The following is a 25,192-nucleotide window of genomic DNA, read 5'->3' as shown; positions in this document are numbered from 1 at the left end:
GGTGTTGCGCCCGGTATCCGCTCGCTCGGGCAAAAAGGAGGCTTGGGTGAGAAGCCAACGACGCCAAAAAAAAACACTCAGGTGAACTCAGCTCTTCCCGCGGATAGGAGGCACCCTGCATGCCTGTTGGGACTAGTTTAACCGTCTTTGCGAAATCTGTCAAGCAACTGTTTGCCTAAGGGGAGATGGTATAAATTTTGTCATGTTGTTGCCAGGGCCTGAAAGTCCCCGTCTACGGCCGCCTTCGGCGAAGCGGGCCGAGCCCGCAGAAGACGTGGCTCTACGCGGCCCCGGGCCGCTTCGCGCTTGCGCGGCCCAAGGCGGGGACTTTCAGGCCCCGACACGCCCCATGCCCCATGCCTTCACCTTGATCGAGCTTCTTGTCGTGATCGCGATCATCGCGATTCTGGCGGCGATTCTCTTCCCGGTCTTTACCCAGGCACGCGAGAAAGCCCGACAGACCTCCTGCCTCTCGAATGCCAAGCAGCTCGGGCTGGCGATTGTGATGTACCGCCAGGACTACGACCAGATCAACCCGCGCCATCGACTCTGCCCGGACCGGGTCGGCGATGCGCTCTGCTCCACTGCCAGCCCGACCGTCGCGACCGGCCCCAACGAGACCTGGTGGGCTCCGTATGATAACGCGATCTCGCCCGAGCCACCGAGCCCGGTGAGTGTCCCGTACAACACGGCAACCAAAGCCGGGATGCTCCAGCCCTACGCGAAGAACCTGGCGATCTTCAAGTGCCCCAGCTACCCCCAAGGGCAAGTCGGCTATGCCATGAGCTATGTGACGGTCGGGCCTATGGGAAAGCCCGATGCCGAGGTGACCAACCCAAGCGTCCTCTTTGTCTGGGACCACGCACGCACTCCCGGCTGTGCGGACACGCGCGCGGGCAACTCCGGGCCGGTCTGGGGGATCTTCCCTGTGAGCGCGGACACGGCCCACACCCACTACCCTCTCCGGCACAGCGGCGGCTTCACCACCCTCCGCTACGACGGCAGCGCGAAGTGGCGCAAGCCCGAGAGCCTGAGTACCGTCGATTTTACTGCTGCCCCCTAGTCTGGAGTGCTACAGCCAGCTCAGGCCCTGCTCCACCCAGCCGCGGAGGGCGCTCGGGTACTCGCCGGTGTCACCGGGCTGGGTCTCTTTTTGAAGGGTCTGGAGGGCACGGAGCGCCAGCCGAGGGCCAAAGTCGCGCTGGGTCTTGCCGCGCCGCCAGAGAAACTGCTCGACAAAGCCCGTGTGGACAAAGGGGTAGCAGTCGTAGACCCAGACCATCGCCAGCCCGAGGAGCGGATCGCCAAAGTGCCCAAACGGGTTGACCAGCTCGACCACCGGACCAGTCTCCGTCGCAATCCGCACGAAATTGGGGAAAAAGTGGGTGTTGTCGGTATAGACAAGTGGGTCGGTGAGCTCGCCAATGGCAGTGCGGGTCTTCTCCAGCGCCGTGAGAAACCAGCCGTCGGAGAGCCACGGCCCACCAGCGTTGATAATCGCCTCAGCCTCATCGGTAAGCGTCCTGCGCGGGAGATTCTTGGTCGCGGGATTGGCTTCTAGGGTTGCCGTCGCCGCTTGGAGTGCGTCAATCGCATCGAAGGCGCGCTCGGTGGCAAGCCGCAGCCGGTGCGGGGTTCCGCCCAGCGCCCAGAGCAGTAGGTTCTCACCGCGTGCCGCCTGGCAGAGGCTCAGAAACCCACCGCGTCCGTCGGCTATCGGGCCCGCCAGAACCCTTGGGCCAGGAATCCCTGCCTGCTCCAGAGCGGGCAGCAGAGCGGCGCGCTCAGGGGTGAGGTCGTCGCGCAGCTCAACCGTCGTTTCCTGGCCGTCGGCGGTTTCGAGACGAATGCGGAAACGGAAGGGCATCCAGGGCTCAGGCGAGTCTTCCAGGGAGAGAATTCGTGCGCCGGGAAAGGCGCTGTAGAGAAGCGTTGAGTGGTTTTCTGTAAGCGTCGTTGTGGTCAGGGTGGACATTTTTGTCTTTCTATCCGGGATCAGCGTGATCAGATCGGTGCGGAGGCGGGCCTTCGCGGCCATGAGGCGGCTCCGCACGGTATTGATGGGCACATGAAGAAGCGAGGCCGTTTCCTCTACCGACCAGCCCCCGACATAGTGGAGCAGAACCGTGGTTTTATGGGGCTCCCCGAGGCTTTCGAGTGCACTCTGGATTGTTATGCGCTCGGCAAAGTGCGCCTCCTCCGTCGCCTCATTTAAGACCGTCATTGGCTCTCCCAGCGAGCGAGTGCCTCGGCGACGGCGGTAGTCGGCGCACAGCGAGAACGTGATCTGCCGGAGCCACGGCCCAAACTTGCTCTCGTCGCGGCACTGGTGCAGGTGGAGCAACGCGTAGACAAGGGCTTCTTGAGCCACATCTTGGGCATCGTCGGTGTTTCGGAGTGCGAGCCGTGCGGTCGTGGTTGCCAGCCGCCGGAAGCGCTCCATGAGTCCTGCCGCAGCACGGTGGTCCCCCTGGCGTGCCGCACGGAACAGCTCAAGCTCATTGGTTGGGTCGGTAGTTTGCATCTTCACATAAGTAGGCGCAACCAGAAGCCAAAAAGGATCACGACACGAAAAAAAAGTTATTCTGTCGGAAATCGCCGCCAGGACGGAGATCGTCCGGCAAGCCAGGACGGTAAACGTCCGGCTTTGGGGCCTTCGGCCGCCTCCTCGTGCCTCGTCGGTACAATTTGAGCGAAGCGAAGCGAGGCGGCGACTTGCTCGCCCCAAAGCCCCGAGGTTTACCGTCGAGGGCAATCACACCATTGCCGACACGAAAAAAAAGTGCGCGACGGTAGCCGTCGCGCACTCTTTCTCACCCTAAAAGGGGGAAGCTACCAGCGATTGCCGCCGCCACGGTTTCCACCGCCGCTACGACCACCACCGGACTCCTCACGAGGACGAGCCTCGTTCACGGAGAGGCTGCGTCCGCCCATGCTGTAGCCATTGAGGCTATTGATCGCGGCCTGAGCCTCGGCCTGGTTGGGCATCTCGACAAAGCCAAAGCCCTTGGAGTCGCCCGACATACGGTCGATCACCACATTGGCATCGGTGACCTCGCCCTTAGCGGCGAAGAGGGCGCGGAGTCCCTCGGAGTTCGTGGTGTAAGGCATTCCGCCAACAAAAATACGCATTCGTTTTTCCTGTGAACCTTCAGAATTCGTGCTGAAAACACAGACAACAGGAAACGAGGAGCCAAAAGCGGAAGAACCGGAGCGGGCAGAACGGGGACTGTTATATGGGGATTTCAAGGCAGAAGGTCATACCTTGAAAAAGCACGACCTTGTTCTATCATCCCTAAATAAATATTGCCACTTTTTGAAAGATTTATTTTTTTATTCACAATAAATCCATAAATGCCACCGTCGCATGGGACGGCACCTCGCCCGCGCGCCAGACCAGCGCCAGAGTCCGGGTCGGGCGGGGGGCAGCGAGCTCGACCACGACCGTTCCGGGAGGCGGGCTGAGCGCGAGCCGGGGCAGGAGCGCGATTCCCAGCCCCGCCGCCACGAGCGCCTGCATCCCCCCCGCCGAGCCCGAGACACAGGCGATCCGTGGGGTAAAGCCGGCCGCCAGACAGGCCGCAAAGATCGGGTGCTCCGGCGACTGCCCCTCGGGAACCCAGACCCAGCTCTGGTCGGCCAGCGAGGCCAGTGTCGGGGTCGTGCCCGCCAGCGGGTGGGTCTCGGGGACGATCAGGGCGAGCTCTTCGGTGAGCAAGGGGCGCTGCTCCAGGCCCTCCAGGGCGCAGGGGAGGTGCACCACGCCCAGGTCGGCGCGGCCTGCCAGGACCGCCTCCGCGATCGTGCGGGCAGGGACCGCCTCGTGCACGGAGATACTGATTCCCGGGTGGGCGCTGCGGAACCGAGCGAGCAAGGGAGGCAAGAGATGCTGGCCGGGAGTGGGCAGGGTCCAGAGACTCAGCCGCCCCGCCTCCAGCCCCACCACGCGCCGGACTCCCAGCCGCGCCTCTTCCTCCAGCCCGATCAGCCGCTCGGCGTAGCCCAGGAGCGCCTCCCCCGCATCGGTCAGGCGGACGCTCCGTCCCTGCCGGTGAAAGAGGCTCGTCCCCAGCTCCTTCTCCAGCGCCGCGATCTGTGCCGAGAGCGACGGCTGGGCGATATGACACTCCGCCGCCGCCTGCGTGAAGTTCAGGCGACGCGCCGCCGCAACAAAATAACGGAGCTGAAAAATCTCCATCTACCAGTAATCTTTACCGTGTGAAATTTTTGGCATAGAAACTGCATTCTACACCAGACATGAGAATCGCCTGGCGTAACAACTATGAAAAAGCGCAGCCACAGCCGCTGCCCGTACAGCCCAATGCCAAGAGGGCGGTGGTCGAGACCCCCAATCCCACGCTGGACAAGCTGGAGCGCGACATCAGCCTGATGGCCTCCGTCTCTGTGGCGGAGCTGGCCATGTGCCGCCTCGGGCACAACGTCCCGGAGACCGCCTCGACATTCTCCCACTTTCTCGCCGACTCGGAGCAGTTTGAGGGCACCTTCCGCAGCGTCTTGCTGGACACATCGCTGAGCCGCTTCCAGACCGCGCGCCTCAACCGCATCTTCCGAAGCTACCAGCTCCTGCGGCCCATCACCCAGCTACGCCGCCATATCGAGTTCCCCATTCTTAGCCTCAACGAGCACAACGACTTTATCCGCCATGAGCTCACCAAGACCGTCGAGGCGGTGACGGCTCTCGGACGAAAAGCCGCCGCGGCCATGCGTGAGCCGGGCTGGTCGGCCTACCTGGAGGCACACGCCAGCCACGGAGCGGCGCAGCAGCTTATCACCGAGTCGCGCCGGCGCTTCCAGGCCGTCCTGACTCCCGGCGGGTTCCGCACGAGCCAGGCAGCCCTGCTCGCGCTTGAGGTCGCCTCCAGTGCCTACCTCAACCTCGCACGCGAGCACTCGGAAGTCCTCCGCCCAGAGGTGATCAACAAGATGGGTGCCCCTATCCCAGCCCCCCTGGATAATGAGCTCACCATGACACTGGTCTAGCCTCTCCTGCATAGACAGCCCCCCGGCACCATGCTATAATCGGCGTGGTCAGGGGGTCTTTTTTTTGGGCACGACAGCAGCTATTGTTCTCGCAGCGGGCAAGTCCACACGGATGCGCTCTAAGCTCTCCAAGGTACTTCATCCGGTCTGTGGAAAGCCGGTTCTCTTCCATATCCTCGATGCACTCGCCGCCGCGGGTGCCCAGCGCCGCATTGTGGTGATCGGGCACGAGGGGGAGACAGTCCAGGCGCGGGTCGAGGCGGCCTACGCGGGGCAGAATATCGAGTTTGTCTGGCAGCACAACCCGCGCGGCACGGGCCACGCCGCCCAGCAGGCCGAGGCCGCCCTCGCCGAGCACGACGGTCCGGTCTTGGTGGTCCCTGGCGATGCGCCGCTTCTCTCCGCCGACGTACTGAGCGAGCTGCTCACGGCCCACACCGGCGGGGCAACCCTCCTCTCCGCAGTGCTCGACGATGCCGGGAGCTATGGGCGGATTGTCCGCGCCGCCGACGGCTCGGTGGAGGCGATTGTGGAGGCCAAGGACGCCACCCCCGAGCAAAAGGCGATCCGCGAGATGAACGCGGCGGTCTATGTCTTCGATGGAAAGTCGCTCTTTGCGCGCCTGAAGAACCTCACCCCCAACAATGCCCAGGGCGAGCTGTACTTAACCGATGTGATCGGCATGACCCGCGCCGCCGGGGAGCCCGTGCGCGCCGTGGTCGCCAAGGACAATAATGTCACCCTCGGGATCAACACGCGGGTCGAGCTCGCCGAGCTCAATGAGATCCTCCGCAAGCAACTTCTGAAGGAGCTCATGCTCTCGGGCGTGACCGTGCTGGACCCGGCGACAACCTACGTGGAGGTCGGGGTCACGGTGGGGCAGGACACGGTCCTCCACCCCGGCACCCACCTGCGCGGCGAGACCCAGATCGGGGAGGACTGCATCATCGGCCCCTACACCGTCATCACGGACTCCACCGTGGGCAATGGCTGCAAGGTGGGGCCGTTTGCCCAGCTCCGCGGCAAGGCGGTGCTCGGTGAGGGCTGCAAGATCGGCAACTTTGTCGAGGTCAAGAACGGCACGCTCGCCGAGCGCGTCTCGGCGTCGCACCTGAGCTACCTGGGCGACACGGAGATCGGGGCCAAGACCAATATCGGTGCGGGGACGATCACCTGCAACTACGATGGCTTCACCAAGAGCAAGACCCGGATCGGCGCCGATGCCTTTATCGGGAGCCACTCCACCCTGATCGCCCCGGTGACCATCGGCGATGGTGCCCTGACTGCGGCGGGCTCGGTGATTACCAAAGAGGTCCCCGCGGAGGCCATTGCGATCGCGCGGGAGAAGCAGAGCAACCTCGACGGTGCAGAGACAGCGCGGCGCCAGAAGAAGCGCCGTGAGAAAGAAGAACGGCTCCAAAATGGCTAAAAAGGCCCTTCCGATCGGCAAGAACCTGCGTGTCTTTGCGGGCAGCGGCAACCCCGCCCTCGCCGACTCCATCGCCACGGAGCTCGGCGTCCCGCTGGGCAAGATGCTGGTGACGCGCTTTGCCGATGGCGAGATCCGCGTCCAAGTCGATGAGTCGGCGCGTGGGATGGATGTCTTTCTGATCCAGCCCACCTGTGCTCCCGTCAACGACAACATGATGGAGCTGCTGATCCTTCTCGATGCCTTCCGGCGCGCGTCGGCGCAGCGCATCACGGTGGTGCTGCCCTACTACGGCTACGCCCGCCAGGACAAGAAAATCAAGTCCCGCGAGCCCATCACCGCCCGCCTGGTCGCCGATCTGATCTCCGAGTCGGGGGCCAACCGCGTGGTCTGTATCGACCTGCACGCCAAGCAGATCCAGGGCTTCTTTCGCCTGCCGGTGGACCACCTCTACGCGGGCCCGATCCTGGGGGCACACTTCAAGGAGGTGGGCCTCATCAACGGCGACACCTGCGTGGTCTCCCCCGACGAAGGCGGGGTGACGCGCGCCCGCACCCTAGCCGAGACCCTGCAGACCCCGCTGGCGATCATCTCCAAGCGCCGCCCCGCGCCCAATAAAGTCGAGATCACCGAGATTATCGGGGATGTCTTTGGCAAGAACTGCATCATTATCGACGACATGATCGACACGGGGGGCTCGATAGTCAGCGGTGCCCAGGCCCTCATCGCCCGCGGTGCCGCGTCGGTGACCGCTTGCTGCACCCACGGCGTCCTCTCCGAGCCCGCCATCGACCGCATCAGCGCCAGCCCCATCGAGCGCGTCGTCCTCACCGACACCATCCCCTTCCGCTACGCCGACCACCCCGCCGCTAGCAAGTTCACCGTCCTCTCCGTCGCCGAGCTCCTCGCCGACGCCATCCGCCGCATCCACTGCGACGACTCGGTCAGCGAGCTCTTCGAGAAACAGTGGTAGGCTAAAGCCATGCAGTCGGCAGGAACTCAGGAGGTTGGGCGGCTTTTTTGCACGAACGCGAGCAGCTGGACGGTCATGGGGTTCTTGAGGTCCATCAGGTCCTTGGCAATCTGTCCGTGGGCGGCAAGCTGGCCGCTGCCGGGGTAGTCTTGCAGGATTAGCTTGCTGCTTGGGAGCGCCTTGTCGAGTGCCTGGGACTCTTGCACGGCCTCCAGGCGCTGCTTGGCGGTAGCGATCAGAAATGGGGGGCAGCTCTCGCGGTTTTTCCGGGCCTGTGGGAGCGGCGAGGCTTCCTCCAGCACCGCACGGTCGGTGCCAAAGGCATCGCGGATCATCTTGCGAACCAGAGGGCTCCGGGTCGCGTTGAGGTCGTAGCTCGCCGTGTCGATGGGCATGACCCCGGCAAGGGTCGCTTTGGGGGTGAGGCCATGGACTTTGAGGTAGATGGGGTTGGTCGCCACTAGGGCCACGAGGTGCGCGCCCGCGGAGTGCCCCAGCAAGAAGAGGCGCCGTGGGTTCCCCCCGTGCTTGGCGATATTGCCCTGCACCCAGGCCACACCCGCCGCGATATCCTGGATATGGGCAGGATGCACCACCGCAGGAGTCAGTCGGTAGTTCAGGTTCACGGTGACAATCCCCTCCTGGCTCCAGGTCTTGCAGAGCGCCGTGCCGCTACGATTGTCCTTGTCGCCGTTGCGCCAGCCCCCGCCGTGCACCCAGATCACCACCGGCGCCCCCCCGCTCTGCTCGCGCGAGGCAGGGTAGATGTCGAGCTTCTGCGCGGGATCAGAGCCATAGGCGATATCTTTTTGGACCGGTAAGAGTGTGTGTGACATGTGCTGGGTTTCCTTTGCAAACCCAGACGCAGGCAGAGCCCAAATGTTTACTCAGATGGTAGCATAGAGCCCATGGATAAAAAAATCCGCAATAGCCTGATCTACTTCGGGGTACTGATGCTCATCATGATCGTCATGGTGACTGGGGCGGCACTCAAGGACGCCAGCGGGGTGAAGCACTAGCCTGTGGATAACGTGCCACTTATCCACAGGTTATCCACAGGCGATAGTGTAAACATGAAACTGATCGTGGGGCTGGGAAACCCCGGAACAACCTATGCCAAGACACGGCACAATATCGGCTTCGAGCTGGTCGATGCCCTCGCCAAGGCCCATGGGATCGCGCTGACCAACCGCCGCGACAAGGCGGTCACGGGGCGTGGGACGATCGCGGGACAGAGCGTGATGCTGGTCAAGCCCCAGACCTACATGAACCTCTCCGGCGATGCCGTGAGCGCGATCGCTCGCAAAGAGGGAGTGGAGCGGGGAGATATTCTCGTGGTCTGCGACGATATCAACCTGCCGCCGGGGCGGATGCGCCTGCGCGGGAGCGGCTCCGCAGGCGGGCAGAACGGGCTTAAGGACCTGATCGCCAAGCTGGAGGGCGATGACTTCCCGCGCCTGCGGATCGGCGTGGGAGCACCGCCCGCCGCGGGGAGCGAGCAGGTAAACTGGGTGCTCTCGGTCTTTGGCCCACAGGACCGCAAGCTCATGGACGAAGTGCTCATCGCCGCCATGGGCGCCGCCGAGCTCTGGCTGAGCGAGGGGGTCTTAGCGGCCGCCAATCGCTTCAATGGGCTGACGGTAACACTTTCGTAGAGAGGCGCGTAGATATCCCTATGAACAAGGCATGGCTCTGGTGGGGAGCACTGCTGGCGTGGTGTTTTGCCGCCTGTTTCGTCGCCAGCGACCCGACCAGCTTTTTAAGTAGCATCGTGGTGGCGGGGGTTGGGCTTGTGCTCGCACTGGCGTGGCTGGTCCGGCTGGTCGTGGCGCTACGCAGTGCCAGTGAGCAGCGCGGACAGCTTGGGCTGGAGGCAGTGGTGGGTCTCGCGGTGGTGGGAATGTGCTACGTAGAGATTCCCTCCATGGTCCGCTTCCGCCTCAGCGCCCCCGCCCTCACTGCCTACGCCAAGGAGCAGCTTGCAAACCCACAAGGCTCCCAGACAGCCGTTCGTATCGGCCTCTATACGTTTCACAGTGTCGTGGTCGAAAAAGCGAAGAACGAGGTGCACCTGGACCTTGGGGGACGCTTTTTCGACCGCGTGAGCTTTGTCTATGCCCACAAGATGCCCAAGGATGCCGGAAGCTACACGCGCCTCTACGACAACTGGTACCAGCGTATCGAGGGCTGGTAGCGCCTACTGGGCAGTCCAGCCGCCATCGACAAAGAGTGTCGTTCCGGTGATAAAGCTCGCGGCATCGGAGGCGAGGAAGACCGCGCTCCCCGTGATCTCGTGGAGCTCGCCCCAGCGGCCCATGGGGATCTTGGCCACAAACGCAGCGTAGGCCTCGGGGTTCTCTAGGAGGGGCTTGTTCATGTCCGTGGCAAACGGGCCGGGGCAGATCGCATTCACGGTCACGCCCTTGGTGGCGTACTCCAGCGCCAGGACGCGGGTCATGCCTAAAATCGCCGCTTTGGATGAGGCATACGGGACACGCCCGGCCACCCCGATCACGGAGAGGATCGAGCCGAGGTTGATCACACGCCCCCAGCCACGCTCGGCCATTCCCGGCGCGAACTGCTTGGAGACCAGAAACGGTGCCTTGAGGTTGACTGAGAGCACCGCATCGAACTCGTCCTCGGTGAGGTCGGCGAGGTTGCCACGGATATTGACCCCGGCGTTGTTGATGAGGATATCCACCGGCCCTTCCAGCCCCCGCTCGATCGCCCCTGCCATCGCGGCCACCTCCGATGCGCGGGTCACATCGGCGGCAAACGGGACGATCCGGCGACCGGTTGCGGCAGCAATCTCCGCCGCGGCACTGTCCACATCGGCCTGCGTGCGGCTCACTAGGGCTACATCTGCCCCCGCCTCCGCCAGCGCCTGCGCCATCACACGCCCCAGCCCCTTGCCGCCGCCCGTCACCAGGGCACGTCGGCCCGTCAGCTGGAATAAATCAAGAACGGTCTTGCTCATGCGGCGGCTCGCTTGGCCTCGAATGCGGTGATGTCCGGCTCGTTCTGGAGGGTGAGGCCGATATCATCGAGGCCGTTGAGCAGGCAGTGGCGGCGGAAGTCATCGACCGTGAAGGTCGCGGTGAAGCCACCGGGGCCGGTGATGGTGTAGGTCTCCAGATCGACCGTCACCTCTGCGCCGAGCTCACTCTGCAAGCGCCCCATGAGGTCGTAGACCGTCTCCTCGGGCAGGACAATCGGGAGCATGCCGTTCTTGAAGCAGTTGTTGTAGAAGATATCGGCATAGCTGGGGGCGATGATGCTACGGAAGCCGTAGTCCTCCAGTGCCCAGGGTGCGTGCTCGCGCGACGAGCCACAGCCAAAGTTCTTGCCCGTCACCAAGACCTGCGCGCCGGCCAGCTTCGGGTCGTTGAGCTCAAAGGCGGGGTTGGGAGTCGTGCCATCGGCCTCGTAGCGCCAGTCGAAGAACAGAAACTCCCCAAAGCCCGTACGCTCAATGCGCTTTAAGAACTGCTTGGGGATGATCTGATCTGTGTCCACATTCACGCGGTCCATGGGGGCCGCAACTCCGGTAATTTTCGTAAAAGGTTTCATAGTGTTTTGTTTTCTCTACTCTCAAGCGCCGCGTAGCCGAAGCAACGTCTGCCTCTCGTTTTGGATTTTCTCAGCGAAACTGTTTGTTTCCCACTCCATTGCAGGATTCCAGGAATCCCAGCTAGCCTGTGGTGGCGACCTCGGCGGGACAGTTGTGTAGCTCTTCAGGATACTCCAGAAGCTCGCGGTTATATTCGGTTAGGAAGAGGCGACACTCGTCGGGGGTCATGGGTTATTCTTCAAAAATCGCATCAACGGGCACGCTAAGCTCAGGGAAAATAAGAGACTGCACACTCTCTCCACGCTGATACGTAGCAACCGTTTCTATTTCCTGAAGGGAGAGACGCTTCACTTCAAGAGTCGCGCTGCCAGAGCGTGCCAGCCAGATCTCTTTGACATCAACAGCACGATAGTCCGCGATCTTGGCATCCAAAACAGAAGGGCGGTCTGACGGCGAGACAATCTCGACAACAAGCTCAGGAGCAGGAGCGAGGGGCGAAGGATCGTCCGCAGGAGCATTTCGTGCGAGGCGGTCATGGCTAATAAGCATGACATCGGGCTGACGTGTATGGATTGGTCGCAGGGTCACCATCACATCACGCGGTGCAATGATTGTCTTTGCCTGCCGAGTTTGACGCTCAAAAGCACGAAACATCTCCGCGAGATTCAATGCAATGGTTTGGTGCTGTGTGGTTGGGGCAGGCATTTGTTTCTCTCCATAGAGGCGATAGACTTTCCAACCATCCAGGATGTCGTAGCGGGCGCATTCCTTAGGCGAAACAAGATACTCCTCATAGGTCATAGGGCGTGTGATGCCCGGAACCTGCGTCGTTTCGCGCTGTTCAGCAGTGGTTGTCATAGCGCTTATTTTATCGCACCGAAGGCAGCGAAGGGACCGTTTTTATGGAGGATGTCCACCCGCGAGAAGCCGACACGCGCCAGCAAATCGCACTGCCAGAGTAGCGGACGCGGGGTGTCTTCCTTGGCGATATAGGCAAAGACTTGCTCCCGATACGCCTCGTTCTTGAAGCTAGTGAGATAGTCACCGTAGCGCTGCCACTGGAGGGCTTGGACCGTGGCATCGGAGTGCTCGACCAGGTCGAAGATCCAGAGCGCCCCACCTGGACAGAGTGCAGCAAAGAGCGCGGCAAAGACGGCCTCCCACTCGCTCTCGTCGCGCAGGTGGTGCAGGACCGCCGCGGCCAGAATAATATCCACAGACTCCGGGGCGAGGCGTAGCTCCCGTAGATCGGACTGGAGTGTCGTGACCGCCCCATTTGTTGCCACCGAGACGCGCTCTTGGGCGCGGGTCAGCATGGGCTGGGAGAGATCGACCAGAGTGCAGTCGAGGTTGGGCAGAAACTGGAGCTGCTTGAGCGTGTAGTTGCCCGCGCCACAGCCCAGGTCCAGCACATGGCGCGCACCGGGCGTAACAGCGGCGGCGGTCTGCGCGACCAGCTCAAGCGCCAGGGCGGCGTCCATCGTGGCGGTCTGGCCGGTCTCTAGGTTGGAGAAGCGCTCGACATCGGCATCGAAGCGAGCGCGAATCTCCTCGACCGTGGACTTGGGTTGCATGCCGCTATTGTAGGCCCCGGCTTGCCCCGTGTCCAACGGATTGTTTTTATCGAAACGATAGCCTGTAGCTATACCTGCTCCCACTTGTCGTCGGGGCGGCCTTCGTGGGCAGCGATGAGATCGAGAAGCGGCTCCAGCTCGGGGTGGACCAGCGGCAGGTCGCGGTGGTGCGGACGGAGCAGGCCCTCGGCAGACATGTGGTCTAGAAACGCAAAGAGAGGATCGTAGAAGCCTGCCACATTGTAGAAGGCGCAGGGCTTGGTGTGGATCGCGATCTGCGCCCACGTGAGCACCTCGAACATCTCGTCGAGCGTCCCAAAGCCGCCCGGAAGCGCGATAAAGCCATCGGCGAGCTCGGCCATCTTTGCCTTGCGCTCGTGCATGGAGCCGACAATGTGCAGCTCGGTGATTCCCGTGTGGGCCAGCTCGCGGTCCTCCATAAAATCCGGGAGCACCCCGATCACCTTGCCCCCCGCCGCCAGGGCCGCATCGGCCACGGTCCCCATCAGCCCACAGCTCGCCCCGCCGTAGACCAGGCTCCAGCCCCGCGCCGCTAGCGCCGTCCCCAGCGCCTGGGCCGCCTCAAAGTACACCGGCTTGGCCTTCGACGACGACCCACAGTACACACAGATTGCCTTTGCATTGCTCATCAGGCGAGTATACCCTCAAGGAATCACTGTAAACTAAGTCCATGCGACTCCTGAGAAAGCTCCTGAACCGCCCCGTTTTAGAAAAATTCCTGGGCACTCAGCTCTGCGTAGGAGTCTTCTCAGCAGACAGTACAGTGCTCTATGGGGGTGGCTTCGAGTTCCAGCTCGACCAGCATCACGGCTGGCTGTGGGCGTGGGAGACGGCCACGGGAAAGCTCCTCTGGGAATCAAAAGTGGAGGGCCCCGTCTACTCCCTCGCTCTCTCCCCCGATGGCAAGACACTTCTCACGGCGGGGGTGCAGAGTGCCAATAGCGAGACTTGGGGCGCGGCCACGCTCTGGGAAGCGCAGACCGGCGCGCTACGTCAGGTATTTCAGACTTCCGAGGGAGCAGCCCAGACCAACGATGTTTTCTTCACTCCTGACGGCGCACGGGTTTTAGGGGGCTTTCAGACAGGGATCCAAGTCTGGGAGACAGTGACCGGAGCGCCGCTCGACTTCTGGCAGCTACCTGCTGGAAAGACCGGCTGGCCTTCAAATCTGCACTTCTCCAAAGATGGCTCCATGGTGCTGGTGGCTGCAACAGGCTGGAACAGTGGCAAGGCCGGAGTCCCCGGCGGTGAGGGCTTTGTCCAGCTCTGGGATGCCCACTCCGGTGCCATGCTCTCCACCTTTCCCAGCACCGAGCGCTACGCCGCGCTCTCTCGTGATGGCAAGCACGTGGTACTCGCAAAGCAACGGCTTCAAAAGCGTCGCAACAACCACTCCGAGCGTCTCTGGAGAGTCGCGCTTCACGCGGTCGGCTCCGACCTGCCACAGGCAGAATCCCCCGAGCTTCCCGCAGCGTTCGACCTCACAGCGCTTGCGTTCACTCACGACGGCATGGTTGTTCTTAACGGTGAGTTCTGTAAGCCCTGGAGAGTGATTCGTCCCTGGCACTTCCTCTGGAACCCTATCACGGGCAAGCTCTCCGCCACCGAGCCCCCTTTGGAGGATGTCTCACCAGACGGCAAGATTTACCTGAAATGCAATGGGGGAGGCTACCAGAGCCGCCCGCCGCTGGGGACGCTCTTTGCTACCAAGACCCACCAGAAGCTCTGTGATCTGGAAGGACGTGCTGGCTATGCGTAGAGGCTACTTGCTCCACTTGGCCTTGCGCACGGCCTCCACCCAGGCATCCGCGAGGAGCTGGTGGCCGGAGTAGGTGGGATGAATACCGTCCCAGATCCAGTAGTCGGCGCTCGCGCGCTTGCAGGCATCGGTGAAGACACGCTGGCAGGGGACGAGTACCGCATCGTGCTTCTTCGCCAGCCGTGCCGTGAGCTTCTGCCGCTCCGTCAGCTCCGCGCCCCAGGCCTCGCCGCGCTCCAGCGTGTGCCCAACCGGCAGGCAGAACGGCTCAAGGAGCACCAAGCGCAGCTTGGGATTGTCCGCTCGGGCTTCCGTGAGGAGCTTGTCGTAGGTCGGCTCGAAGATATCGAGCGGGGCGCGGCCATTGTCATTAACCCCGATCAAGATGCTCAGCAGGTCCGGCTTGAGCTCCAGCGTGTCGCGCTGCCAGCGGGCGGCAAGATCGGTGACCTGGTTGCCACTGATGCCTCGGTTCAGAAAGACCAGCTTGCGCTCCGGGAAGGCCGCGCCGTGCTTGGCGGCGATAATAAAGGCGTAGCCGTGGCCCAGGATATGGTTCGGGTCGGCGCTACGACCGCGGTTGCCATCGGTGATCGAGTCGCCCTGGAAGAGAATGCGTGAGTTAGGAGCAAAGGCCACGAGGGCGTCCGTACGTTTTTGGATCATCATGCTATGGCACCATTCTACCCTCCTCCTCAGAGGCTACTTCCCCACTTCGCTTCTTGCACCGCCTCCACCCAGGCATCGGCGAGGAGCTGGTGGCCCGCATCGGTGGGATGGATGCCATCCCAGAGCCAGCTCTCAGCGGGCGCACGCTTGCTCGCCTCGGTGAAGAGGTGCTGGCAGGACACCAGAGCCGCACGGTGTTTTTCCGCCAGCCGCGCCGTGAGGCGCTGCCGCTCCGCCAGCTCCGCAGCCCACTCCGCACTAAAGGTGATGGCATTGCTACTGGGCAGGAAGAAGGGCTCCATCAGCACAAAACGGACACTCGGAAGCGCGGTGCGTGTCTCTTCCAGGAGCTTGTCGTAGGTGGGCTCAAAGCGATCGAGAGGGGTACTGCCCGTGTCGTTGATGCCGATCAAGATACTTAGAATATCGGGCTTGAGCTCCAGCGTATCGCGCTGCCAGCGCGCTGCGAGATCCGAGACTGTATTGTTGCGGATGCCCCGGTTCAGAAACACCAGCTTGTGCTCGGGGAAGACCGACGTGTACCGGGCAGCGATGAGCAGTGCATAGCCTACGCCCAAGGGATAGTCGGAGCTGGCGTCGCGACCACGGTCACTCTCCGTGATCGAGTCCCCTTGAAAGAGGATACGGGAGCTCGGGGCGAGGGCAGTAAGCGGCTCTGGGCTCGAGCTTCCACTACTGCCACAGCCCTGGAGAGCTCCCAGTGGACTCGTCAGGGAGAGTGCCAGCGCTCTTAGAAAACCACCTCGGGTGAGGGGCTGCGGAGCGGTCGCGCTCCTCACGAGCCCAGGTACGCGATCACGACGAGACCGTTGCCCCCCAGCGTGCTAGCCGTCCCGCCGACACCGACTCCGGCCACGTAGTCCGGGTCGGTGCTGCCGCCGGGGAGTGCGCCCGTGGTGCTGGTCAGGCTCCCCGATGCCCCCGCGGCGCTTCCTGTGGTGGCGGTCAGGTTAGCAATCAGCGACGAGCCACCGCCACCGCCGCCGCCGCTGAAGCCGCTCCCACTGCCGCTCCCGCCGCCCCAGTAGCCGCCGCCACCGCCGCCGCTCGTGCCATCGCCGCCCTCGAACTGGGTTCCCGAGGTGCCGACAAAGCCCCCCACTCCATTGACACCGCCCGCGGTTTGTGTCCCGCCGCCGCCACCGCCAAAGCTCCCATTGGCCCCGCCAGCAGTGCCGGAGGTCAGGCCGCCGCCACCGCCGCTAGGCCCGCCGCCGCCGCCAAAGCCACCCCCACCATTGACCCCACTGTTGGTATTGCCCCCGCCCACAACGATCGTCAGCGTACTGAGAGGTGTTACCGCCAAGGTCCCCGTGACAAACGCGCCGGCACCACCCGCGTAGCCGCCGCCCGCGCCCCAGAGCTTGACCGTCAGCGTCGTCACCCCCGCGGGCACGACAAAGCTCTGGTTGCTACCTGTGTAGCTAAAGACCTGCTTGATCGTAGGTCGAGGTGTCGGAGTTGGGCTCGGAGTGGCCTTAGGCGTTGGTGTAGGAGTAGGCCCCGCGGTGGGAGTCGGGGTGGGGCTGGGCGTCGGGGTCGCACTGGCACTATTGCTACTGCCACAACCTTCCAAGACGCCCACCAGCCCTGGCAGACCAACAAGCGCCCCGCGCAAAAAGCACGCGCGGCTCAGCCGATAGGGGATTTGATTTTTCATGCGACGATTGTACGCTGTTTACGCCTTTTTCACGAGTCCCCCTAATTGGTAAGGAACCCTAACAAAATAGGCTATAATACGGCCATGCAACCTGACCTAACCCTTACCGTGGACGGTGCTCGTCCCGGCCCTCGTCTCTCCCCGATCCTCCATGGGATCTTCTTTGAGGAGATCAACCACGCCGGCGATGGCGGCCTCTACCCCGAGAAGCTCCGCAACCGTGACTTCTCCGAGGGGACCGCGCACTGGGAGGCCTTTGGCGGCGCAAAGGCAACCACCGAGGGCAACGCGCTCACCCTCACCGGCCCCGGCGGCGTCCGCACCGAGGGCTACTGGGGAATCGGGTTGGAGCGTGGCAAGAAGCTGGTACTCTCTCTGGAGGCGACCAACCCCATCGCGGCAACCCTGGTGAGCCCGCAGGGGAAGGTGCTCGCGCAGGCGACGCTCAAGGCGGGTAAGGGCCAGGTCGGCCTCACGCCCGGCGCTTCCTGCCCGGATGCGCGCCTGGAGCTACGGCCGGTCGCCTTCCCTGTCGTCCTGAAGAACCCGTCGCTCATGCCCACCGAGACACGGGGGCAGGCCAAGCTCCGTAAAGACCTAGCGACTCTCGTGGCGGCGATGAAGCCCAGCTTCGTGCGCTTCCCCGGCGGCTGCTATGTCGAGGGAGACCGGATCGGAGACCGCTTTATCTGGAAAGGCACCCTGGGCGATCCCAATCAGCGCGGCGGCACCCGCTGTATCTGGGGCTACAAGGGCACCAACGGCCTCGGCTTCCATGAGTACTTGCTCTGGTGCGACGATCTCAAGGCGGAGCCGCTCTTTGTGATCAACTGCGGGATGAGCCATAAAGATGTCACGCCTCTGAGCCAGATGGACGCCGTGATCCAGGACGCGCTCGATGCCCTGGAGTACGCCAACGGGGATCCCAACACGACCAAGTGGGGAGCAGAGCGGGCGAAAAACGGCCACCCTAAGCCCTTTGGCTTGAAGCTGATCGAGATCGGTAATGAGAACGGCGGCCCGCGCTACAACGAGCGCTACAAGCTGCTCTTTGATGCGATCAAGAAAAAGCACCCCTATGTCCGCACCATCGCCAACGACTGGGGAGGCCTGCCAACGTCTGCGCCCATCGAGATCGTCGACGAGCACTACTACAACACGCCGCAGTTCTTCTTTGAGCAGGCCAACCGCTACGATAGCTACGACCGGAAAAAGCACAAGGTCTATGTGGGCGAGTACGCTGTGACACAGGGCTGTGGTCAGGGGAACCTGATCGCGGCGCTCGGGGAGGCGGCCTTTATCACCGGCATGGAGCGCAACTCCGATGTGGTCGTGATGGCGAGCTACGCCCCCCTCTTTGTCAATGCCAACAACCGCGCCTGGAACCCCGATGCCATTGTCTTCAACTCCAGCGAGGCCTTTGGAACGCCTTCCTACTGGGTGCAGCAGCTCTTCTCCACCAACCGCGGCGATGTGGTCCTCCCCACGAAGCTCGTCTCTTCCCCCAAGAGTGGGGACCAAGGGGCCACTGCGGAAGCGCGGGGCGGTGTGGGAGTGGGCACCTGGCGCACCGATGCGGAGTACAAAGAGGTTGCGGTCGATGGCAAGCCCGTCACGCTGACACCTGGCCAAGGGAGCTGGCAGAAGACCGCAGAGGGCGGCCTGCGCCAGACCAATGCCCAAGGCGATGACTTCCGTGCCACGGGCGGCGACCCGAACGCCAGCAACTACACCCTCACCCTCAAGGCCAAGAAAAACGGCGGCGACGAGGGCTTTCTGATCATGTTCTACTCCCGCAGTGCCGGGGACTTCCTCTGGTGGAACCTAGGCGGCTGGGGCAACACGCGCCACGAGATCGAGCGGGCCGTGAGCGGCGGCAAGAGCAGCCTCCTGCGACCACAAGTGCAGGGGAAGATCGAGACGGGCCGCTGGTACGATATCAAGATCGAGTGCCTGGGGCCGCGTATCAAGTGCTACCTCGACGGCAAGCTCCTCCACGACATCACCCTCCCCCCACCGCCCTCCGCGATCCATGCGGTAACCACACGCGACGAGAAAACCGGCGATATTCTGGTGAAGCTGGTCAACGGCGGCAAGAGCGCCCACACCACGACCATCAACCTCCAGAATGTCGGGAAGCTCACGGGCAAGGGCACGGCAACCGTTCTCACCCACACCGACCCGCAGGCCGAGAACTCCTTCGCCCAGCCCACCCGGATCGCCCCCGTGACCAAGCCACTCACCGGAGTCGCCCCCAGCTTCACCTACGATGCCCCGGCCTACTCGGTCAGCATCCTGCGGCTGAAGACACGGTAAGTTCGCCCCCTGCCCCCCAAGATTGGGGGAACCATAAGGAGTCGGATTCCTTGCAGTTCCCCCGCTTGCGGGGGTCAGGGGGCCACATTGCAGGAACCCACCCCACTCGCCACGAATGTTAAGGCTACTATGGAACGGCCCAACATTCTCTTTATTTTCTCCGACGACCACGCGCTCAATGCGATCTCGGCCTACGGCGGCCCGCTGGCGCGGCTCGCACCCACTCCGCACATCGACCGCATCGCCCGTGAGGGAGCGATCTTTAACAGCTCGTTCTGTGCCAACTCGATCTGCGGGCCATCGCGGGCCTGTATCCTGACCGGCAAGCACTCGCATGTCAATGGCTTTGTGGACAACGACAACTCCAAGTTCGATGGCACGCAGTGGACCTTTCCCAAGGCATTTCAGGCAGCAGGTTACCAGACCGCGATTATCGGCAAGTGGCACCTGGTCACCGACCCAACTGGCTTCGACTACTGGGAGATCCTCCCCGGCCAGGGCAACTACTACAACCCGGACTTCCTGCAGCAGGGCGGCGGCAGAAAGCGCTACCCCGGCCATGTCACCGCGCTGACCACCAAGCTCGCGCTGGACTGGCTGGACAAGAACCGCGACAAGAGCAAGCCCTTTGTCCTCATGTGCCAGCACAAGGCACCGCACCGCAACTGGATGATCGCCCCCGAGCACTTCACGGTCTTCAAGGACACGGTCTTCCCCGAGCCCAAGAGCCTCTTCGACAACTACGCCAACCGAGCTAGCACGCTCAAGACCCAGAAGATGCAGATCGATGCCGACATGACCTGGACATCGGACTTGAAGGTCTTGCCCAACCCGCTGGGACAAGAGAACGACAAGGTGGGTGAGCTCAACCGGATGACACCCGACCAAGCGGCGGCGTGGAAGGCGGCGTATGCGGCGGAGAACAAGGCACTTTTGGCGAAGTTCCCCACCATGAGCGAGGCCGACAAGCTCCACTGGAAGTACCAGCGCTACCTCAAAGACTACCTCCGGTGTGTTCGCGGGGTCGATGAGAGTGTCGGGGAGCTGCTGGACTATCTGGACAAGAGCGGGCTGGCGAAGAACACAGTCGTCATCTACTCGTCGGACCAAGGCTTCTATCTCGGGGAGCACGGCTGGTTTGATAAGCGCTGGATGTTCGAGGAGTCGGTGAAGATGCCGTTTCTGATCCGCTGGCCCGGCGTGGTCAAGCCCGGCTCCAAGCCCGACGCGCTGATCCAGAATATCGACTACGCCGCGACTTTCCTGGAGATGGCCGGCATTCCCGCTCCCAAGGACCTCCAGGGCGAGAGTATCGTTCCGATCCTCAAGACCGGCAAGACCCCACGAAGCTGGCGCAAGGCGATCTACTACCGCTACAGCGGCGAGCAGACCCACAATGTCGCCCCCCACGACGGTGTCCGCACCGACCGCCACAAGCTGATCTACTTCCCTAGCACCAAGGAGTGGAACCTCTTCGACCTCAAGCGCGACCCCAACGAGCTGCGCTCCGTCCACACCGACCCCGGCTACGCCGGCGTCCTCGCAGAGCTGAAGGTGCTCTACGTGAAGCTAAGAGCGGAGTACAAAGCACCGGAGTGGTAGGGGGGGGCCATCTCCCCCGGCCTCGTTCCTCGGCCACCCCCTCTTCCCGGGTGCCCTCTGGGCGTTGCTCCTTCGTCGCGGGAAGAGGGGCAAGCCTATCACGACAAGCCAGCCTCTCTTCCCAACGAGGAACGAGTGGCTAGGGGAAGAGAGGTGCCTGAGTGGTGCGAAGGCGGAGAGATGGCAAAAACAAACAAGGAAACATCATGAACGTCACCATTTCTGACATCGAAGTCTTCGCCGAGTCGCTAGATGTAAAACAAGCGGCAGCGATCTATGCCGAGCACGGGTGCTTGGTCATGCGGGGGCTGATGACACCCTATACCGAGGCGATTGCCCGCGAGGTGGAGCAGGTGGCGGACACCGCACGTGCGCTCTACGACCAGGCACAAGAGGTGCCGGGAATCGGGTGGAGCACGCCGGATGGGACACTCTGGATCAAGGCACCCGGTAACTACAGCCGCGATAAGCAGATCATGGTGCTCGCCCTGCGCTACACGACCAGCGGCGCGTTTCTCCAGTCGGCGCTCGATACCCGCGCGGTGGACCTTGTCGAGGCGATCTTGGGGCCTAATATCGAGCTGTTTTTAGATGGCCAGTGCCTCTACAAAGAGCCGGTCGGGGGGCATCCGAAGAACCTGCACCAAGACTCCGCTTACTTTGAGCACCGCTACGACGGCCCCGTGGCGAGCCTGAACTATGTCGTGGACACGGACCTGGTCAATGGTGCGCTCCATGTGGTGCCTGGCTCTCATAAACTCGGGCAGCTGGAGCATATCGACACCTTTAGCCACCTCGGGCTCGACCCTAAGCAGTGGCCCTGGGAGAGCTCGCTCCCGATCTGCGGCAAAGCGGGCGATGCGATCTTCTTCCACTACCGCTGTATCCACGGCTCCAAAGAGAACCACTCCGAAAAGCCACGCCCGGTCTTTATCCACCGCTACCGCCGCCCCGATGACTACGTGACGATCGGAGCCGCCACCACAAGCGCCCGCAAAGAGGCCGAGAAGCATGCCGCCGAGGTGAAGAAACAGAACCAGCAGGGCCTCATGGTACGCGGCGTCCGCACCTGGGAGCCGCCGGTATAATCCCTGTATGGAAGACGAGATCGGGGAGGAGGTCCATGCCAAGCTGATGGAGGGCTTTGGTCTAGAGACAGAGCCCTGGGCACAGGAGCGCGTCGGCCGCACGATGGAGCGGCTTAACCGAGTACGCCTTGCCTGCGCCCAGCCCGGAGCCTGCTCCCACGCACTCACCGCGGAGATTCTCTGGCTCCAGGAGGCCAATGCCTTCACCCTCCCCGGTCGCTATCTGTACATCACACGCCGCTTGCTAGAGCGTGCGGCCAGCGACGAGCCCGTGGCGTTTGTGCTCGCCCATGAGCTTGCCCACCACGACCTGGGCCACGTCCGCTTGCTCCGTCCCGCCCTGGAGCGCTTGGGCAAGACCGTGGGCACGGCGATCGGGGGGCTCCTACGCCACGCGGAGCGGCTACTCTACAGCCCTGAGCAAGAGCGTGCAGCAGACGCCTACGCGCTCGATCTCTGCCTTGCTGCCGGCTACGCCCCCGCGTCGTGCCTGACTCTTTTTGAGATTCTAGAGGCGGAGCTGCTCGACAGCGGGGATGTCAGTGGAGTCTTCGGGCTGGATAGTCCCTCCGCGCTCTGGGAAAAACTCCGCGGGTACCCGTCGCTGCGTGACCGAAAGACCGCCCTTCAGACCCACCTGCGCACAGAGTATGGAACCCCATGAGCGACGATGGCCTGATCCGGGAGCTTCCCCGTATTCGAAAGTTTGCGGAGACCAACACGGCCGAGGACGAGAGCTTCCGACAGTACCTCAAGACGCGGCTCCCCCTCTCCAACAACGAGCTGGATGGGGTGGTGCAGGGCATCACCGACGCGGTCTGGGAGAAGCTGGACTGCACCACCTGTGGCAACTGCTGCCGAACCCTACAGATTGTGGTGGATCAGAAAGACGCCGCGCGGCTCGCGCGGCGCTTTGGGATCACGACCCAGGCCTTTATCGAGCGCTACCTGGCGGTGGATCAGGACGGCCTAGGGTACTTTCGCACGTCGCCGCCCTGTCCGTTCCTCGGCGACGATAACCACTGCGCGGTCTACGAGGATCGGCCCCGCGCCTGCCGGGACTTTCCCTACCTCCACGAGCGCAATGTCCGCTCCCGGAGCTACACCATGGTCGAGAACTGCGCCACCTGCCCGATTGTCTTCAATGTCTGGGAGCGGCTCAAGGAGCGCTTCCGCCCGCCGGCAAGGTCTAGCGGGAAGAAACATCGGTGATGTACTCCTTGAGCTCCACCGCGTAGTAAAAGTAGCCGCGCGGCCCCTTGGGGATCAAGAGGTCCACCGAGCAGCGCTCTGCGAGCTCGGAGGCAAGCTGAAACGAGACACTCCACGCGCCGTTCTTTCCCACGGTGACGAGCAACGGCGCGGAGACCAACGGGCTGTAGGAGACGGGGCCATTCGTCGGGGGAAGATTTGGCCGAATGTCCATCGTCACGTGGCTCATGTCCTTCAGCTTCCCCTCGCGCGGAATCTCCATCGAGACAAGCACCGCCTCAGGAGAAACACGCCGCGCCTCGAGTGTGTAGTTCAGTCCCTCTTTCGCTTGGGTCTGCTTCGTGACACGGATCACATATCCTAATTTTTTCATTGTTTTTATTTTTCCATGGACGGTGACGAGTGGTTGAAAACCACTCGCTAGAGGCGCTTCGCGCCGAAGGCCCTCCGGGCCAAGAGTATTTACCGTCCGGCAGGACGTTTGGCAACGAGTTGCCTTTAGCGAGGAATTTTCAACTCCTCGCTTCGCATCGTTTTATTTGCCTCGAAGGAGCATCTCCACGCGTGCCCGGTCGGCCTCGGAGTCGTGCTGGAGCTGTTTTGCTCTCTCGTGGGTGAGCAAGCCGGGAGCGGTGCCCCACGGCCAGGCAGCGGTATAGTCGCGGGCGGTCTTGCCAGCTTTGTCCTTGCGCTTCGGGTCGGCGCCCTTCTTGAGGAGTGCCTCCACAAGGTCGGGGAGGCCGCTCTTTGCTGCCCACATCAGCGGGGTTCGTCCCTGGTTGTCGGTAGCATTGGGATTGGCTCCGGCGGCAAGAAGTGCCTGCACGACGCCAAGCCGTCCTAGCCAGCGGTCCGTTTGACGCGTCTGCGCCATCAGCGGCGTCTCACCGTCGGCGTTTTTGCTCTCTGTCGGGGCTTTGTGTTTGAGCAGAAGCTCGGCGATCTCGGCCCGGTAGGTGCGATGGAGGCCCGTGTTCCCACTCGCATCGGCGACTCCGGCGGGGATACCGCGCTCCAGAAGCGCCTTGACGGGCTCGATAGTCGGGCAGTACGCGGCCCACGTGACGCCATTGCCGCCCTTGGCTGCCTCCTGTGGCCCCCCAAACCACGACCACTGCACCAGCTCGATCACAGTCGCCTCATCGCCACGCTCCGCCGCCGCGAAGAGAACCTCGTTGAATGTCGGGCTAACCAGAAGCTCATAGCGTGCCTGATGATCTTTTGCCTCACGCAGCCGCCGCAGAAGATCCTGGCCTTGTCCCTGCTGGAAGGGTATCCCAATCAGGATATCCTCGGGTCTCTCCACAGTCACGGTTGTTCCTTCAAACGCGGGAAAGGCAAGGTAGATGCTTGTCTCGCTCTTCCCCGTGGCCTCGATAGCCTTCCCCACGAGCTCGGTGAAACCTCTTGCCTTCAGCGCTGCCACGACCGACGGCGTGAGCTTGACTTGCGTGTAGTCGCGCAGCTTCGGGTTCTTCTTCACCTCTTCCAGCGCGTACTGGCGGGGCTGAGCCCTCAGCACCAGCGCACCGTCGGCCTCGGGCGTGGCCGTAGCGACCACAAAGCTCGTTGGGGCGGAGGGAGTGATCGCGAGCTCCTCGGCCTTCTCCACCGTTACCGTGGTCACCTCAAAGGCGGGGCGGGAAAGGTAGAGACTTGTCTCGCTCTTGCCGCTGGCCTCAATGGACTTCCCGATAAACTCCGTGATGCCCTTGGCCTTGAGTGCCGCGACCACGGAAGGCGTGAGCTTGACCTGGGTGTGGTCACGGAGCTTGGGGTTCTTGAGAATCTCCTCCATAGGGCTGGTGCAAGGCGACGGAAGCAGCACGAGCGAGCCATCGGGCTCCGCTCTCACCGACGCCACCACGAGGCGGGTCGTGGGCAAGCGATCCGGTTTTGCGAGCGACAGAAGTCCGCGGGAGGCCGTGCCGGTCACGCCTTGCAAGCCCAGCTGGAACGTCAGACCACCCCACCGGGCCTGGAGGGCTCTCGCACTTTCCTGCCAAGGGTGGAGGAGCTTATCGGGAGTGTCACCAGGCAGTACGATAGCAACACGTGGCGTGAGACCGGCTTGTAGGGAGGTGCCCGGAGTGCCCTCGCGGACTGCTCGCGCAACCTCGGAGTGCCTTGACGGCTCTAGGGACCTCAGCGGGAAAAGGCCAATCTGGAAGGAAAGACGCCCGTCGATCGGGTTGGTGGGATCAAGCGGGAGATTGTAGGCAGGAGGAGTCCGAGAGAGCTCATCGGTTTCCCACTGACTGAGGGGACTGGCTTGATCGACCGTTACAGCCATCGG

General features: G+C 62.9%; 26 protein-coding genes. 12 read left to right on the top strand and 14 right to left on the bottom strand.

The features are described 5' to 3' along the window. Positions 1-349: 349 nt before the first annotated feature. Positions 350-1,063: a DUF1559 family PulG-like putative transporter gene (locus tag HNQ39_RS02720; RefSeq protein WP_246385314.1), complete on the top strand. Its 714-nt coding sequence runs from the start codon at positions 350-352 to the stop codon at positions 1,061-1,063. Between the two features lie 9 nt (positions 1,064-1,072). On the opposite strand, the gene HNQ39_RS02715 is transcribed toward HNQ39_RS02720, so the two are convergent. The 3 genes from HNQ39_RS02715 to HNQ39_RS02705 form a co-directional block, all read right to left on the bottom strand. Then, positions 1,073-2,524 (bottom strand): sigma-70 family RNA polymerase sigma factor, encoded by a 1,452-nt coding sequence (locus HNQ39_RS02715; RefSeq protein ID WP_184192419.1) that lies wholly within the window; start codon positions 2,522-2,524, stop codon positions 1,073-1,075. 308 nt (positions 2,525-2,832) lie between these two features. Beyond that, complete coding sequence (locus HNQ39_RS02710) at positions 2,833-3,132, bottom strand: RNA recognition motif domain-containing protein (protein ID WP_184192418.1); 300 nt, start codon at positions 3,130-3,132, stop codon at positions 2,833-2,835. Positions 3,133-3,337: 205 nt separating this feature from the next. Then, a complete protein-coding gene (locus HNQ39_RS02705) occupies positions 3,338-4,198 on the bottom strand; it encodes a LysR family transcriptional regulator (RefSeq protein WP_184192417.1) in 861 nt (286 codons plus the stop codon). 59 nt (positions 4,199-4,257) lie between these two features. On the opposite strand from HNQ39_RS02705, the gene HNQ39_RS02700 reads away from it, so the two are divergent. The 3 genes from HNQ39_RS02700 to HNQ39_RS02690 all read left to right on the top strand — a co-directional run bounded on the left by HNQ39_RS02700 (position 4,258) and on the right by HNQ39_RS02690 (position 7,403). After that, a complete protein-coding gene (locus HNQ39_RS02700) occupies positions 4,258-5,001 on the top strand; it encodes a hypothetical protein (protein ID WP_184192416.1) in 744 nt (247 codons plus the stop codon). Positions 5,002-5,065: 64 nt separating this feature from the next. Next, positions 5,066-6,430 (top strand): bifunctional UDP-N-acetylglucosamine diphosphorylase/glucosamine-1-phosphate N-acetyltransferase GlmU, encoded by a 1,365-nt coding sequence (gene glmU, locus HNQ39_RS02695; protein WP_221289764.1) that lies wholly within the window; start codon positions 5,066-5,068, stop codon positions 6,428-6,430. Continuing rightward, complete coding sequence (locus HNQ39_RS02690) at positions 6,423-7,403, top strand: ribose-phosphate diphosphokinase (protein ID WP_184192415.1); 981 nt, start codon at positions 6,423-6,425, stop codon at positions 7,401-7,403. Before glmU ends, HNQ39_RS02690 begins: the two co-directional genes overlap by 8 nt. Before the next feature lie 26 nt (positions 7,404-7,429). On the opposite strand, the gene HNQ39_RS02685 is transcribed toward HNQ39_RS02690, so the two are convergent. Next, positions 7,430-8,239 (bottom strand): alpha/beta hydrolase, encoded by an 810-nt coding sequence (locus HNQ39_RS02685; RefSeq protein ID WP_184192414.1) that lies wholly within the window; start codon positions 8,237-8,239, stop codon positions 7,430-7,432. A 237-nt stretch (positions 8,240-8,476) separates the two neighbouring features. Here HNQ39_RS02685 and pth point away from each other — a divergent pair, with 237 nt between their 5' ends. Beyond that, the gene (pth, locus tag HNQ39_RS02680) at positions 8,477-9,058 is read left to right on the top strand and encodes an aminoacyl-tRNA hydrolase (RefSeq protein ID WP_184192413.1); all 582 of its coding nucleotides are present in this window, start codon (positions 8,477-8,479) and stop codon (positions 9,056-9,058) included. A 20-nt stretch (positions 9,059-9,078) separates the two neighbouring features. Further along, positions 9,079-9,597 (top strand): hypothetical protein, encoded by a 519-nt coding sequence (locus HNQ39_RS02675; protein WP_184192412.1) that lies wholly within the window; start codon positions 9,079-9,081, stop codon positions 9,595-9,597. Positions 9,598-9,600: 3 nt separating this feature from the next. Here HNQ39_RS02675 and HNQ39_RS02670 read toward each other — a convergent pair whose 3' ends face one another. The 5 genes from HNQ39_RS02670 to HNQ39_RS02650 all read right to left on the bottom strand — a co-directional run bounded on the left by HNQ39_RS02670 (position 9,601) and on the right by HNQ39_RS02650 (position 13,198). Beyond that, positions 9,601-10,380 carry an SDR family NAD(P)-dependent oxidoreductase gene (locus tag HNQ39_RS02670; RefSeq protein ID WP_184192411.1) on the bottom strand — a complete coding sequence of 260 codons (780 nt, stop codon included), beginning with the start codon at positions 10,378-10,380 and terminating at the stop codon, positions 9,601-9,603. Then, entirely contained in the window at positions 10,377-10,973 is a 597-nt protein-coding gene (gene leuD, locus HNQ39_RS02665) for a 3-isopropylmalate dehydratase small subunit (protein WP_184192410.1), read from the bottom strand. The genes HNQ39_RS02670 and leuD overlap by 4 nt, the downstream gene beginning before the upstream one ends. Positions 10,974-11,205: 232 nt before the next feature. Next, entirely contained in the window at positions 11,206-11,832 is a 627-nt protein-coding gene (locus HNQ39_RS02660; RefSeq protein ID WP_184192409.1) for a Uma2 family endonuclease, read from the bottom strand. 5 nt (positions 11,833-11,837) lie between these two features. Next, on the bottom strand, positions 11,838-12,548 hold the full coding sequence (locus HNQ39_RS02655) for a class I SAM-dependent methyltransferase (protein WP_184192408.1): 711 nt from the start codon (positions 12,546-12,548) through the stop codon (positions 11,838-11,840). Between the two features lie 68 nt (positions 12,549-12,616). Then, positions 12,617-13,198, bottom strand: a complete 582-nt coding sequence (locus HNQ39_RS02650; RefSeq protein WP_184192407.1) for an LOG family protein — start codon at positions 13,196-13,198, stop codon at positions 12,617-12,619. 41 nt (positions 13,199-13,239) lie between these two features. On the opposite strand from HNQ39_RS02650, the gene HNQ39_RS02645 reads away from it, so the two are divergent. Next, positions 13,240-14,328, top strand: a complete 1,089-nt coding sequence (locus HNQ39_RS02645) for a WD40 repeat domain-containing protein (protein WP_184192406.1) — start codon at positions 13,240-13,242, stop codon at positions 14,326-14,328. 3 nt (positions 14,329-14,331) lie between these two features. On the opposite strand, the gene HNQ39_RS02640 is transcribed toward HNQ39_RS02645, so the two are convergent. The 3 genes from HNQ39_RS02640 to HNQ39_RS30215 are packed head-to-tail and all read right to left on the bottom strand — an operon-like array spanning position 14,332 to position 16,678. After that, a complete protein-coding gene (locus HNQ39_RS02640; protein WP_221289763.1) occupies positions 14,332-14,997 on the bottom strand; it encodes an SGNH/GDSL hydrolase family protein in 666 nt (221 codons plus the stop codon). A 26-nt stretch (positions 14,998-15,023) separates the two neighbouring features. After that, the gene (locus HNQ39_RS02635; protein ID WP_184192405.1) at positions 15,024-15,797 is read right to left on the bottom strand and encodes a GDSL-type esterase/lipase family protein; all 774 of its coding nucleotides are present in this window, start codon (positions 15,795-15,797) and stop codon (positions 15,024-15,026) included. Then, positions 15,794-16,678, bottom strand: a complete 885-nt coding sequence (locus tag HNQ39_RS30215) for a hypothetical protein (RefSeq protein WP_184192404.1) — start codon at positions 16,676-16,678, stop codon at positions 15,794-15,796. The genes HNQ39_RS02635 and HNQ39_RS30215 overlap by 4 nt, the downstream gene beginning before the upstream one ends. An 84-nt stretch (positions 16,679-16,762) precedes the next feature. Here HNQ39_RS30215 and HNQ39_RS02625 point away from each other — a divergent pair, with 84 nt between their 5' ends. The 5 genes from HNQ39_RS02625 to HNQ39_RS02605 all read left to right on the top strand — a co-directional run bounded on the left by HNQ39_RS02625 (position 16,763) and on the right by HNQ39_RS02605 (position 22,896). Then, the gene (locus tag HNQ39_RS02625; RefSeq protein WP_184192403.1) at positions 16,763-18,994 is read left to right on the top strand and encodes an alpha-L-arabinofuranosidase C-terminal domain-containing protein; all 2,232 of its coding nucleotides are present in this window, start codon (positions 16,763-16,765) and stop codon (positions 18,992-18,994) included. Between the two features lie 129 nt (positions 18,995-19,123). Further along, on the top strand, positions 19,124-20,596 hold the full coding sequence (locus HNQ39_RS02620; protein WP_184192402.1) for a sulfatase family protein: 1,473 nt from the start codon (positions 19,124-19,126) through the stop codon (positions 20,594-20,596). Between the two features lie 206 nt (positions 20,597-20,802). Beyond that, the gene (locus HNQ39_RS02615; RefSeq protein WP_184192401.1) at positions 20,803-21,684 is read left to right on the top strand and encodes a phytanoyl-CoA dioxygenase family protein; all 882 of its coding nucleotides are present in this window, start codon (positions 20,803-20,805) and stop codon (positions 21,682-21,684) included. A 7-nt stretch (positions 21,685-21,691) separates the two neighbouring features. After that, positions 21,692-22,348 carry a M48 family metallopeptidase gene (locus HNQ39_RS02610; RefSeq protein ID WP_184192400.1) on the top strand — a complete coding sequence of 219 codons (657 nt, stop codon included), beginning with the start codon at positions 21,692-21,694 and terminating at the stop codon, positions 22,346-22,348. Continuing rightward, a complete protein-coding gene (locus tag HNQ39_RS02605; protein ID WP_184192399.1) occupies positions 22,345-22,896 on the top strand; it encodes a YkgJ family cysteine cluster protein in 552 nt (183 codons plus the stop codon). The genes HNQ39_RS02610 and HNQ39_RS02605 overlap by 4 nt, the downstream gene beginning before the upstream one ends. On the opposite strand, the gene HNQ39_RS02600 is transcribed toward HNQ39_RS02605, so the two are convergent. Together HNQ39_RS02600 and HNQ39_RS02595 are read right to left on the bottom strand one after the other, a co-directional pair. Continuing rightward, positions 22,874-23,269, bottom strand: coding sequence for a hypothetical protein (locus HNQ39_RS02600; protein WP_184192398.1), 396 nt, complete (start codon positions 23,267-23,269; stop codon positions 22,874-22,876). The genes HNQ39_RS02605 and HNQ39_RS02600 overlap by 23 nt on opposite strands. A 162-nt stretch (positions 23,270-23,431) precedes the next feature. After that, complete coding sequence (locus HNQ39_RS02595) at positions 23,432-25,189, bottom strand: ankyrin repeat domain-containing protein (protein WP_184192397.1); 1,758 nt, start codon at positions 25,187-25,189, stop codon at positions 23,432-23,434. Positions 25,190-25,192: the final 3 nt, after the last annotated feature.

The organism is Armatimonas rosea, from assembly GCF_014202505.1.
Taxonomy (GTDB): Bacteria; Armatimonadota; Armatimonadia; order Armatimonadales; family Armatimonadaceae; genus Armatimonas; species Armatimonas rosea.
This window is presented reverse-complemented; position numbering and strand designations above follow the sequence as displayed.

What these genes read in the sequence shown, in the direction of transcription:
- HNQ39_RS02720 (WP_246385314.1), top strand. Translation starts at nt 350, where the DNA reads ATGCCCCATGCCTTCACCTTGATCGAGCTTCTTGTCGTGATCGCGATC.
- HNQ39_RS02605 (WP_184192399.1), top strand. Translation starts at nt 22,345, where the DNA reads ATGAGCGACGATGGCCTGATCCGGGAGCTTCCCCGTATTCGAAAGTTT.
- HNQ39_RS30215 (WP_184192404.1), bottom strand. Translation starts at nt 16,678, where the DNA reads ATGAAAAATCAAATCCCCTATCGGCTGAGCCGCGCGTGCTTTTTGCGC.
- HNQ39_RS02620 (WP_184192402.1), top strand. Translation starts at nt 19,124, where the DNA reads ATGGAACGGCCCAACATTCTCTTTATTTTCTCCGACGACCACGCGCTC.
- HNQ39_RS02660 (WP_184192409.1), bottom strand. Translation starts at nt 11,832, where the DNA reads ATGACAACCACTGCTGAACAGCGCGAAACGACGCAGGTTCCGGGCATC.
- HNQ39_RS02640 (WP_221289763.1), bottom strand. Translation starts at nt 14,997, where the DNA reads ATGATGATCCAAAAACGTACGGACGCCCTCGTGGCCTTTGCTCCTAAC.
- HNQ39_RS02615 (WP_184192401.1), top strand. Translation starts at nt 20,803, where the DNA reads ATGAACGTCACCATTTCTGACATCGAAGTCTTCGCCGAGTCGCTAGAT.
- HNQ39_RS02700 (WP_184192416.1), top strand. Translation starts at nt 4,258, where the DNA reads ATGAGAATCGCCTGGCGTAACAACTATGAAAAAGCGCAGCCACAGCCG.
- HNQ39_RS02670 (WP_184192411.1), bottom strand. Translation starts at nt 10,380, where the DNA reads ATGAGCAAGACCGTTCTTGATTTATTCCAGCTGACGGGCCGACGTGCC.
- HNQ39_RS02705 (WP_184192417.1), bottom strand. Translation starts at nt 4,198, where the DNA reads ATGGAGATTTTTCAGCTCCGTTATTTTGTTGCGGCGGCGCGTCGCCTG.
- HNQ39_RS02610 (WP_184192400.1), top strand. Translation starts at nt 21,692, where the DNA reads ATGGAAGACGAGATCGGGGAGGAGGTCCATGCCAAGCTGATGGAGGGC.
- HNQ39_RS02600 (WP_184192398.1), bottom strand. Translation starts at nt 23,269, where the DNA reads ATGAAAAAATTAGGATATGTGATCCGTGTCACGAAGCAGACCCAAGCG.
- HNQ39_RS02625 (WP_184192403.1), top strand. Translation starts at nt 16,763, where the DNA reads ATGCAACCTGACCTAACCCTTACCGTGGACGGTGCTCGTCCCGGCCCT.
- HNQ39_RS02645 (WP_184192406.1), top strand. Translation starts at nt 13,240, where the DNA reads ATGCGACTCCTGAGAAAGCTCCTGAACCGCCCCGTTTTAGAAAAATTC.
- HNQ39_RS02710 (WP_184192418.1), bottom strand. Translation starts at nt 3,132, where the DNA reads ATGCGTATTTTTGTTGGCGGAATGCCTTACACCACGAACTCCGAGGGA.
- HNQ39_RS02685 (WP_184192414.1), bottom strand. Translation starts at nt 8,239, where the DNA reads ATGTCACACACACTCTTACCGGTCCAAAAAGATATCGCCTATGGCTCT.
- HNQ39_RS02595 (WP_184192397.1), bottom strand. Translation starts at nt 25,189, where the DNA reads ATGGCTGTAACGGTCGATCAAGCCAGTCCCCTCAGTCAGTGGGAAACC.
- HNQ39_RS02675 (WP_184192412.1), top strand. Translation starts at nt 9,079, where the DNA reads ATGAACAAGGCATGGCTCTGGTGGGGAGCACTGCTGGCGTGGTGTTTT.
- HNQ39_RS02715 (WP_184192419.1), bottom strand. Translation starts at nt 2,524, where the DNA reads ATGCAAACTACCGACCCAACCAATGAGCTTGAGCTGTTCCGTGCGGCA.
- leuD (WP_184192410.1), bottom strand. Translation starts at nt 10,973, where the DNA reads ATGAAACCTTTTACGAAAATTACCGGAGTTGCGGCCCCCATGGACCGC.
- HNQ39_RS02690 (WP_184192415.1), top strand. Translation starts at nt 6,423, where the DNA reads ATGGCTAAAAAGGCCCTTCCGATCGGCAAGAACCTGCGTGTCTTTGCG.
- HNQ39_RS02650 (WP_184192407.1), bottom strand. Translation starts at nt 13,198, where the DNA reads ATGAGCAATGCAAAGGCAATCTGTGTGTACTGTGGGTCGTCGTCGAAG.
- pth (WP_184192413.1), top strand. Translation starts at nt 8,477, where the DNA reads ATGAAACTGATCGTGGGGCTGGGAAACCCCGGAACAACCTATGCCAAG.
- HNQ39_RS02655 (WP_184192408.1), bottom strand. Translation starts at nt 12,548, where the DNA reads ATGCAACCCAAGTCCACGGTCGAGGAGATTCGCGCTCGCTTCGATGCC.